The organism is Pseudonocardia sp. D17, from assembly GCF_036984265.1.
GTDB classification, from domain to species: Bacteria; Actinomycetota; Actinomycetes; order Mycobacteriales; family Pseudonocardiaceae; genus Pseudonocardia; species Pseudonocardia benzenivorans.
Genome location: NZ_BPRG01000199.1, coordinates 121,801 through 131,891 on the forward strand (window position 1 = coordinate 121,801; position 10,091 = coordinate 131,891).

The following is a 10,091-nucleotide window of genomic DNA, read 5'->3' on the forward strand; positions in this document are numbered from 1 at the left end:
CGCGGTGGAAGCCGCGCCACAGCCCGACCGAGCCGAGGCCCTCGTGCAGCAGCACCAGCGCGGGTTCGGCGCCGGGGACGTCCTCGTACTCGTACCGACCGCCGCCGACCTCGATCGTCGCCGGAACCACCGCCTCCTGCACGAGCCGATGATAGGTGGTGGGGTTAACGACCGTTCACACCGTCGTCCGGGGGCGCGGACAGCCGCGCGACGAGGGTGCGCGGGGCGATCTCCCGGTAGGCGTCGAGGACGATCTCGGCGATCTCGTCCCAGTCGACGGGCACGTCGAGCCACACGCCGAGCCAGCCCCGGCCGCCGACGTAGGGCGGGCGGAAGTACCGGTCCGGGTGCGCGGCGACGAGCGCCTCCTGCGCCCCGGGCGGGGCGGCGCACCAGAAGGCGACCCGGTCGTCGTGATGGTGATCGGCGTAGGTGACGAAGACCTTCCGGACGAACCACGTCGGCTCGCCGTGGCTCGTCCGCTCGGTGACCCCCGGCAGCGCCGTGCACAGGGCGCGCAGCCGGCCGAGCGGGTCCGGGTCGGCGTCGATGGCGTTCACGCACGTCACCCTCCCGTGCGCAGCCGCGACACCGCCAGTCCGGAGGTGCTCCGACGCCAGCGGCGCCCCTACGATTGCGCCCGACTACGACGGCGCCACTGGGGCCGTGACCCGGGGAGGCGACGCTGCAGGGACGGGACGGCATGGCCGCCGCGATGATCGACGCGGCGCCCGTCGGCCTGTTCGCCCTCGACGCCGCCGGGTCCGTGCTGGTCTGGAACGCGACCGCGGCCGAGCTCACCGGGCTGGCCGCGGAGCGGGTACTGGGGCGCAACGGGTTCGGTGCGCAGCGGGCGACCGACGCCGTCGTCGACACCGATGTCGCCGCGTCGGTGATGGCGCAGCTGTCGGCGGGCCGGCGCGTCGAGGGCCGGTTCCCCGCGGCGGTGCCGTCCGGCCGGGTGCTGTGGTTCCGCGCGGTGCCGCGCACCGGGCCGGGGCCCGCCGTCGTCGGCGTACTGCGGGACCTGTCGGAGAGCCGGGTCGGCGACGAGGCCTTCGCGCTGCTCGACGCGTTGTGGGAGACCGCCCCCGTCGGGCTGGCCTACTTCGACACCGAGCTGCGCTACCGCCGGGTCAACAAGGCGGTCGCGACGATCGACGGCGGCACCGCCGACGACCGCATCGGCCGCACGCTGGAGGAGGCGCACGGCGAGACCGGGGCCCGGATCACCGCACTGCTGCGCGAGGTGCTCGCCGACGGCAGGCCACGGCTGCGCACCCGGATGACCGGGCGGCTGTGGCACGGGCGCGGTCCGGAGAAGTCCTGGACCATCGACGCCTACCCGGTCCGCGACGAGGGCGGGGCGGTCATGGGCGTCGGGCTCGTCGTCATCGACGTCACCGACGCCGACCGCACCCGTGAGGAGCTGGCCGACGTCGCCGCGCAGCGGCAGCGGCTGCTCACCCGGTACCAGAGCCTCGTCGAGGCGACCAGCGCGGCGGTGTGGATCCGGGCCGCCGACGGCAGCGCCGTCGAGGACTCGCCGAGCATGCGGGCCATCACCGGCCAGCGCCGGGAGGAGTACCTGGGCTGGGGGTTCCTCGACGCGGTCCATCCGGCCGACCGCCCGTCCAAGCGTGCTGCCTGGCTCGACGCGGTCGCCACCGGCCACCGCTTCTCCCACACCGCCCGGCTGCGAGGCGCGCACGGCGGCTACCGGTGGCACCGGGCCAGGGCCGTCGCCGTGCGCGACGAGACGGGCGCCGTCGTCGAGTGGGTGGGCACCGAGAGCGACATCGACGCGAGCGTGCGGGCGCGGCAGCGGCTCGACGTCCTGGCCCGGGCGACACTGGCCGTCAACGGGGCCGACGACCCCGAGGGCGGGCTGACCGCGCTCGCCGAGACCGTCGTCCCCGAGTACGCCGACCTGTGCCGGGTCTACCTCGTCGAGCCGGTGACCGCGGGCGGCGCCGTCCTGACCGGCGTCCGGTCCGTCTCGCGCACCGCGCCCGGGTTCGCCCCGCCACCGCCGGCGGTCGACCGGTTCGTCTTCGGTGCCGCGCACCCGGTGTCGCGGGCGGTGCGCGACCGCACCGCCGTGCTCGACAGCGCGACCACGTCGCGCGAGGAGTGGGCGGGCACGGCGGAGATGTGGGACTGGGGCCGGGCGGCCGGTCTGCACTCCTGTCTCGCGGCGCCCGTCGTGTCGGGCGGGCTCGTCGTCGCCGCCGTGATGTTCCTGGCCTGCGGGGACCGGCCCGCCTACACCGACGACGACCGGGCGCTCGTCGTCGAGCTGGCGGCGCGGGTGTCGGCCGCGGTCGAGGTCACCCGCCGTGTCCAGCGCACCCGGGAGGTGTCCCTGGCGCTGCAGAACGCGATGCTCACCGAACCGCCGCGGCCCGCCGAGATCGGCATCGCCGGCCTCGAGGTGCAGGCCCGCTACCTCCCGGCGGCGGCCGAGCTGCAGATCGGCGGGGACTGGTACGACGCGTTCCGGCTGCCCGGCGGCGACCTCGCGCTCGCCGTCGGCGACGTCTCGGGGCACGACCTCACCGCCGCCGCGACGATGGGCCAGCTGCGCAGCATGCTGCGCGCGCTGGCCTACGACACCGAGCGGGAACCCTCGGACGTGGTCGCCAGGCTCGACCGGGTGGCGTCGCGGCTCGGCGTCACCGGGTTCACGACGCTCGTCTACGGCCGGGTGCTGTGGACGGGTGACCACGCGGTGTTCCGGTGGTCGAGCGCCGGGCACCCGCCGCCGCTGCTCGTGGCGCCGGGTGGCGACGTGCGGGTGCTCGACGTCCCGGTCGACGTCGTCATCGGGGTCGACGCCGGGATGCCCCGGCACGACCACGAGCTCGCGCTCCCGCCCGGCTCGACCCTGCTGCTCTACACCGACGGGCTCTACGAGCGCCGCGACGACCCCGACGACGCCGCGACCGACGCGTTGCTGCGGCTCGCGGGCGCGGCGTCGGAACTGCCCCTGGACCGGTTCTGCGACGCGGTCGTACGGGGCAGCACGGCCGACACCGGGGACGACGTCGTCGTCCTCGCGGTGCGGGCGGGGCCTCCCGATCAGCAGGGCACCGATCAGCAGGGCACCGATCAGCAGGGCACCGATCAGCAGGGCACCGATCACCAGGGCACCGGTCGGCAGCTCACCGACCAGCAGGTCACGGCCGATCGGCAGGCCGCTCAGGCGAGCTCGCGGTCGGCGTAGACGCGCATCGCGTCGCGCAGGTAGACCGCCAGACCGGGCGCGTCACGGTCGATCGTCGCGGTGAACCGCGGATCGTCGACGTAGAGCTCGCCCAGCCCGATGTAGGCCTCGCGGTTCGGCTCCCAGAAGTGCCGGACCCACGCGTGGTGCTCCGCCACGGCCGCCTGCACGGCGGCGTCGTCGACCGGGCTGCCCGCGCGCATCAACTCCGCGATCCGCGCGTTCACCGCCGTGCCCTGCGCCATCACCTCGCGCTGCCGCCCGGCGTCCCAGCCGGCGACCCGGCGCTGGGAATCGGCCGCGGTGTCGCCCCAGCGCTCGCGCGCCTCGGCCGCGTAGGGGTCGTGCGCGAACCCCTCGAACAGTTCCTCGGCTGCCATCTCCTCACCTCCCTCCCGTTCCTCGATCGTGCGCGCGACGGTCGCGGCGAGCGTGCGGAGCCGGCGTGACTCCGACAGCAGCCGTGCGTGGTGGCGGCGCAGCGCCGCGACCTCGTCGGTCTGCCCGTCGAGGACCGCGGCGATGTCGGCCAGGCCGAGGCCGAGCTCGCGCAGCAGCAGGATGTGCTGCAGGCGGTCGAGCTCGGGGCGCCCGTAGAGCCGGAGCCCGCCGTTGCCGGTGCCCGCGGGGCGCAGCAGACCGGTGTGGTCGTAGTGCCGCAGCGTCCGCGAGCTGACCCGGGCCATCCGGGCCACCTCCGCCGTCGACCAGCGCATCGTCCGTCCTCCCGTCGTGCAGGAACGACGGTAGGGTTTGACGCAGCGTCAAGCGCAAGCTCCGCGACGGGGGACGTCGCGCCGCGGAGCTCGGAGCGCCCGTTGCGGGGCGGTGTCAGCCGGCGTGGAACGCGTCCCGGTGGGCGGCGAGCACGTCGTGCCCGAAGTCGGACTCCGGGTCGCGCCAGACCGAGTGCGCGTGGTTGACCTGGCGCTGGGTGTTGTCGTACTCGACGAGGAAGCGCGGCGCCTGCAGCCGGTAGTAGTGCGGCTCGCCCGGCCTGGTCGGGCCGGCCCACGCGATGTGCACGTCGTCGAGGTCCGGCCACACCGCGAGCCCGGCCGGCACGCGGTCGACGTAGGCCGACACCAGCGCGGAGAGCAGTTCGCGCCCGGCGGGGTCGAGGGCCGCGCCCGGGACGCCGCGCGGGGCGCCGAGTGCGAGGGTCTGGTGGTCGGTCTCGTCGAAACCGCTGTCCTTCTCCGCGGTCTCGTTCATCGCGTCGAGCCGTTCGACCAGGCGCGGTTCTCGCAGGCGCCCCCGCCAGAGGCCGGGCAGCTGGATCATGGTGTCGCCGGTCGCGATGCGGGACCGGTTGCCGCCGATGATGTCCGCCGGTGCCCGGTCGAGCAGCACGGCCTCCGCCGCGAGGTCGGCGGGCAGCGAGCGGACGAGCTCGCGGGCCAGGTCCTCGGCGCCGCCGAGCGGGCGCAGGGGCGCCGGGCCGAGCAGCGGGGAGGTCGCGGGGTCGGCGCCCAGGAAGCAGGGCGTCGTCGAGACGACGGCGCCGTCGACGACGAGGTTGTTGAGCGACACGTGGTGGCCGCCGAACCGCCAGGCCCACGCTCCCGACGGTCCCGGCTCCCCGAAGACGCGCAGGTAGTAGCGCTGCGGATCGCGCCCGCGCTCGTGGCCCCAGTCGACGCTGAAGCCCTCGACGCGGTCGAGGACGTTCTCCAGCCCGAGGACCGTCGACACGGTGACGTAGCCCGCGTGCGACAGGCCCGACGACACCAGCTGCATCGCCAGCGACTGCTGCGCCGGGCGCATCGCGCCCAGCGTCAGACCGCCGTGGTCGGTCGGGGTGTAGTACCAGCGCAGCCGCTCGCTGTCGGCCTCGGCGTCCGATCCGGGGGTCCCTCCGGTGCCGATCCGGCGTTGCCCCGGATCGAGCGATTCCAACCAGTGGGCGGCGGCCTGCGCCATCTGCGTGGCGGTGGTCCGGGCGGTCTCGTCGGCGGTGACGACCATGGACCGAGCCTACGACGCGCGGCCCCGTACAGTCGCCTCCTGATGAGCCAGTCGCGCGCTCCCGTCGAACTCGTCGCGCGGGCACGCGCGCTCGCCGGCACCGGTCGGCGACGGGTGCTGCTCGGCATCGCGGGCGCTCCCGGCGCCGGGAAGACGACGCTGGCCCGGGCGCTCGTCGCCGCGCTGGCCGACGACCCGCCGCCCGGGTGCGTCCCGGGGGAGTGGGTCGCGCACGTCCCGATGGACGGCTTCCACCTCGCCGACGTCGCCCTGCGCCGGCTCGGCCGTGCCGGACGCAAGGGCGCGCCCGACACGTTCGACGCCGGGGGGTACGCCGCGCTGCTGCGCCGGCTGCGGTCCGACGACGGCGACACCGTCTGGGCGCCGCAGTTCGAGCGCGATCTCGAGCAGCCGATCGCGGGGGCCGTCGACGTCGGGCCGCGGGTGCGGCTCGTCGTGACCGAGGGGAACTACCTGCTGCTCGACGACCCGACGTGGCACCCCGTCCGCGACGCGCTCGACGAGGTCTGGTTCTGCGCACCGGACGAGTCGGAGCGGCTGCGCCGGCTCGTCGCACGGCACGTCGAGTTCGGGAAGTCACCCGCCCACGCCGAGTCCTGGGTGCGCGACGTCGACGGCCCCAACGCCGCACTCGTCGCCGCGAGCCGGTGTCGCGCCGACCTCGTCGTGGGCGACGACGTGCCGGCCGGGACCGGTCCCGACCCTCAGTCGGCGTAGCCGACCGGCCCACCGCCCATGTGGCCGAGCCCGCCGGCCCGGCCGACCCGGATGTCGCAGCGGATCGTGACCGGCTCCAGGCCGGTGAGGTCGGCGATGAGGCCGCGGGCGGCGTCGTCGGCCTCGGTCATGTCCCGCACGCTGGTGGCCGCCTCGATCGCCGGGACGTAGAGCACCATCCGGCGGTCGGCCATCCAGGCCACCACCTCGAAACGGCGTTCCTCCGCCTCCGGTGCGCTCACGCCGCCACGGTAGCCCGCCCGGGCCTCCACGGGCAGGCCCCGCGCCGTCACCCGCAGGGGTGGGCGAGGGTGCACGTGCTCGGCGTCGTGGGCGATGGCTCCGCGGTCGTCGACGGGGCGGCGGCCGAGCCGGCCGGCGGCTCCGCGCTCGCTGCGCGGGGATCGGCCGCGGCGGGCGGGGCGTCGGTCGTCGGTGGCGGTGCGGAGGCGGTGGGCGTCGGGGTGGCCGTCGGCAAGGCCGTCGTCCCGGCCGGGGCGTCCGGGTCGACACCCGGGGGCTTGTCCGACGGCGGCTCGCCGATCGGCCGGTACGGGGCGAACGTGGGCGGCGGCTGCGCCTTCGCCGTGTCGACCATGAAGTTGCGCCACACCTCGCCGGGCACGGTGCCGCCGGAGATCGGCGTCCCGTTCGCGGTCCGGATGGGGGAGTTCATGTCGGTGCCGATCCAGACCGTCGTCGCGACGTCGGGGGTGAAGCCGCTCATCCAGGCGTCGTTGTTCTGGCCGTCGATGTGCGACTGCACGGTGCCGGTCTTCGAGGCCACCTGCCGGACGCCCGGCAGCGTCAGCCCGTCGTTGCTCGCGACGTCGAGCATCGCCTCGGTGACGTTGCGCGCCACCTGCTCCGGGAAGCGGCGCTCCCCGTCGGACGACCGGGACTGGTAGAGCACCCGGCCGTCGGAGGTCACGACCTTCGAGATCAGGTGCGGCACGTGGTACACCCCGCCGTCGGCGATCGTCGCGTAGGCAGACGCCAGCTCGACCGGGGTGACCTCCTTGTTACCGAGCGCGAGCCGGGAGTCCGGGTCGTTCAGCGGCGAGGTGATGCCCGCGGCCCGCGCGGCGTCGGCGACGTTCTGCGGGCCGACCTTCTGGGCCAGCTGCGTGAACACGACGTTGTTGGAGATCGTCATGGCCTGCTTGACGTCGCAGCGCCGGCAGTCGGCACCGTCGGCGTTGCGCAGCCCGGGCACCGGCTCGCCGCTGAACACCTCGCCCAGCCCGACCGGCGGGTCCTGCATCAGTGCGGCCAGCACGACGAACGGTTTGAACGTGGACCCCGGCTGCTTGCGCACCTGGGCGTAGTCGAGGCCGACACCGTTGTCACCGCCGTAGTAGGCCATGATCCCGCCCGTCGCGGGGTCGATCGCGACGACCGCCGAGCGCAGGTCGGCGGGCTGTCCCGCCAGCCCGGCGTGGGCGGCGTCGACGGCCTGCTTCTGCCGGGTCGGGTCGATCGTCGTCGTGATCTGCAGGCCCTCCTGGCTGAACTCCTGGTCGGAGATGCCGAGCGACCCCAGCTCGTCGCGGACCGCGTTGACGATGTGCCCGCTGCTGTCGGTCGGCACGCTGCCGGAGACGATCTTGCGCGGGACGGTCTGCGGGAACGTCGCCTGCGCCCGCTCCTGCGGCGTGATCCAGCCCTGGGAGGCCATTCCGTCCATGACGAACTGCCAGCGGCGCAACGAGTTCGTCGGGTCGATCGCGGGGTCCCACCGCGACGGCGACTGGATCACCCCGGCCAGCAGCGCGCCCTCCGCGACCCCGAGCCGGTCGACGTCCTTGCCGAAGTAGGCCTGGCTCGCGGCCTGGATGCCGTAGGCGCCCCGCCCGAAGTAGATCGCGTTGAGGTAGTCGTCGAGGATCTCGTCCTTCGACCGCTCCTGGTTGATCTTGACCGAGACGATCATCTCCTTCCACTTCCGGAAGAGCGTCGCCTGGTCCCCGACCAACGTCGTCTTGACGTACTGCTGGCTGATCGTCGAGCCGCCCCCGGCGCCGCCGCGCAGCTGGTTCCACGCCGCGCGCAGGATGCCGGTGACGTCGAAGCCGGGGTTGGAGTAGAACGTGCGGTCCTCGGCTGCGAGGACGGCCTGCCGCACCTGCAGCGGGACCCGGTCGATCGGGACCTTGACCCGGTTGCCCTGCTCGGGGACGAGCCGGGCGAGCTGGCTGCCGTCGGCGTAGGAGACCACCGCCACCTGGTTGTTGACCGCCTCGTCGGGCGTCGGGACGGAGAAGATCAGGTAGCCGATGACGAAGAGCAGCACGGGCGCGAGGACGACGGTCGCGACGCCGCCGATGATGCTCCACCGGATCCGCCGCCGGCGGCGGATCCGGCGCTCCTCCGGCGACAGCGGGCGCAGGTGCTGCGAGCTCGACCGGCGCAGGCCGCGCAGCATCTCCGCGGGAGTCCGCCGCCGCGCCGCGCGCCGCCGGCCGGTGCGGCCGCCGTCGGACTCGGCGGCGTCGTCGGTGCGGCGGGGGCCGGTGTCGCCGGCGCGGCGGCTCGTCGGCGTCTGCCACCAGCCCGGGCCAGGGGCGCGGCGCGGTCCGCGCCCCTCGCGGGCGTCCCGGTCGGTGCGCGAGCCGGGGCTGCGCCTCCCGGGGTTGGGCGTCCCGGGGTCGGGCGTCCCGGAGCTCGTGGGTGCGGCGCCGCGGGCCGCGGGGCGGCGGGACCGGGGGTGGCGGGCCTCGGTCGTGGCGGCCTCGGCGGCTCGGGGCCCGTCGGTGCGCGCTGTCGAGCGGGCGCGGCCGGTGTCCGGCCGGCGTGGACCGGTGCGCTCACCGGGAGGGCGCTCCCCGGGAGTCTCGTCGCCCGGGGTGCGGCGCCGGCCGCGGTCCGCGGGCGCACGACCGTCGTCCGTGGTTGCCCCGCCGGGCCGGCGGCGGGCGGCGGACTCCGCTGCCGGCGAGCCTGCGGGTCGGGCCGGACCGGGCTCGGCAGCCGGGGGCGTCCCGCGATCCGGTGCGCCGCGCACGGCGGCGGTGGCGGGGTCGCCGTCGGGACGGCGGTTCCGCACGGCCGCAGGCCGGCGGGACGGGTTGTGGTCCTCGGCGCGGCGGCGGGCTTCGGGACGGGCACCGTCCTCGGCGCGGTCCGCGGCCGTGCCGGGCCGGTGGGGTCGTTCCGGCTGCCGGGGCGTGCCGTTCGCTCTGCTCGGCTCGGTCGACCGTGGAGGCCCGGCCGGAACCTGCGGCGCGCCGCCGTCGCCGGGCGTCGGGCGACCGGACCCGTTGTCGCGCGCCGTGGCACGGGTGCCGGCTGCCGGGCGCCCGGTCGGCCCCGGAGTTGCGCCGGTCCGCTCGCCCCGCGGTGCGGTCGCCCGCTCGTTCGCCGGAGGAACGCCCCGTCGGCCGGCACCGGCCGACGCGGCGAGCCCCGGTAGCGCGGTCCGTGGCAGACCCGGGTCCGTGCCGCGCTCGCGCGGCACCGGGACGTTCCCACCGCGGTCCGCCGGACCCCCGGCCGTGCCGGTCGGGCGCTCCGGGAAGCCGGTCGCGGCCCTCCCCGGGTCGACGCCGCCGGCGCCCGGTCGGGCGCCGGGGAGGCGGCCGGCGTCGGAACGGGTACCGACCGGGAGGCCGTCGCCCGGCCGTCCCGCCCGCGGCCACCGGGGCGGTCGAGGAGGTGGGGTCGGAGCGGTCGGCACCCGCGGTCTCTCCTCTCCGGACGGCACGGTGGTCCACGACGGGCCGGGCCGGTGCCCGGTCGCGAACCGATCGTGAGGTCAACGGGAGGTGTCGACAGGGCGGTGCGCATGTCGACGGGAGATCACCCGAATGCAGTCACCGATTCGGCACCGCACCGTCCGACGGCACGGGTTTCGGCGACGCCCGGTAGTCGACGGCCGCCCGACCGGACGCGTCGGAGGGCGGTCGCTCGGCCGGGGTGGTCGCTCGGTCAACACGGTCGACATGCCCCCGTGAACGCGAGCCGCCGGGGCGCTCGTCGGAGTCCGGGCGGCCGGCACCGCGGCGGGACGCCGTCCGGGCCGGTCCGGACCGGGCAGGTCGACTCGATCGCGCCTGCTCGCACGTTTGCCGGGCTGGTCCATCGGGGGCGGTCTGTCGAGGGCGGGGCTGACGGGGGGCGGGGCTGACGGGGGGCGGGGCTGCCGGGTGCGGGTCTGTGG

General features: G+C 75.9%; 7 protein-coding genes. 2 read left to right on the top strand and 5 right to left on the bottom strand.

Going from position 1 to position 10,091, the window contains the following annotated elements; genetic code table 11:
* Positions 1–164: 164 nt before the first annotated feature.
* Complete coding sequence (locus PSD17_RS27625) at positions 165–560, bottom strand: MmcQ/YjbR family DNA-binding protein (RefSeq protein ID WP_013675714.1); 396 nt, start codon at positions 558–560, stop codon at positions 165–167.
* A 143-nt stretch (positions 561–703) separates the two neighbouring features.
* Between PSD17_RS27625 and PSD17_RS27630 the strand changes: the two genes are divergently transcribed.
* The gene (locus PSD17_RS27630) at positions 704–3,226 is read left to right on the top strand and encodes a SpoIIE family protein phosphatase (RefSeq protein WP_339125196.1); all 2,523 of its coding nucleotides are present in this window, start codon (positions 704–706) and stop codon (positions 3,224–3,226) included.
* Here PSD17_RS27630 and PSD17_RS27635 read toward each other — a convergent pair.
* Positions 3,202–3,942: a MerR family transcriptional regulator gene (locus PSD17_RS27635; protein ID WP_339125198.1), complete on the bottom strand. Its 741-nt coding sequence runs from the start codon at positions 3,940–3,942 to the stop codon at positions 3,202–3,204. The genes PSD17_RS27630 and PSD17_RS27635 overlap by 25 nt on opposite strands.
* A gap of 115 nt (positions 3,943–4,057) precedes the next feature.
* Positions 4,058–5,194 (bottom strand): DUF3500 domain-containing protein, encoded by a 1,137-nt coding sequence (locus PSD17_RS27640; RefSeq protein ID WP_339125199.1) that lies wholly within the window; start codon positions 5,192–5,194, stop codon positions 4,058–4,060.
* 42 nt (positions 5,195–5,236) lie between these two features.
* Between PSD17_RS27640 and PSD17_RS27645 the strand changes: the two genes are divergently transcribed.
* Positions 5,237–5,932: a nucleoside/nucleotide kinase family protein gene (locus PSD17_RS27645; protein WP_013675710.1), complete on the top strand. Its 696-nt coding sequence runs from the start codon at positions 5,237–5,239 to the stop codon at positions 5,930–5,932.
* Here the strand turns inward: PSD17_RS27645 and PSD17_RS27650 are convergent.
* Positions 5,920–6,174: a hypothetical protein gene (locus PSD17_RS27650; RefSeq protein ID WP_132975528.1), complete on the bottom strand. Its 255-nt coding sequence runs from the start codon at positions 6,172–6,174 to the stop codon at positions 5,920–5,922. The two genes, PSD17_RS27645 and PSD17_RS27650, sit on opposite strands and share 13 nt — an antisense overlap.
* A gap of 47 nt (positions 6,175–6,221) precedes the next feature.
* On the bottom strand, positions 6,222–8,357 hold the full coding sequence (locus PSD17_RS27655) for a transglycosylase domain-containing protein (protein ID WP_339125202.1): 2,136 nt from the start codon (positions 8,355–8,357) through the stop codon (positions 6,222–6,224).
* Between the last annotated feature and the right edge of the window lie 1,734 nt (positions 8,358–10,091).

What these genes read in the sequence shown, in the direction of transcription:
- PSD17_RS27640 (WP_339125199.1), bottom strand. Translation starts at nt 5,194, where the DNA reads ATGGTCGTCACCGCCGACGAGACCGCCCGGACCACCGCCACGCAGATG.
- PSD17_RS27655 (WP_339125202.1), bottom strand. Translation starts at nt 8,357, where the DNA reads ATGCTGCGCGGCCTGCGCCGGTCGAGCTCGCAGCACCTGCGCCCGCTG.
- PSD17_RS27645 (WP_013675710.1), top strand. Translation starts at nt 5,237, where the DNA reads ATGAGCCAGTCGCGCGCTCCCGTCGAACTCGTCGCGCGGGCACGCGCG.
- PSD17_RS27635 (WP_339125198.1), bottom strand. Translation starts at nt 3,942, where the DNA reads ATGCGCTGGTCGACGGCGGAGGTGGCCCGGATGGCCCGGGTCAGCTCG.
- PSD17_RS27630 (WP_339125196.1), top strand. Translation starts at nt 704, where the DNA reads ATGGCCGCCGCGATGATCGACGCGGCGCCCGTCGGCCTGTTCGCCCTC.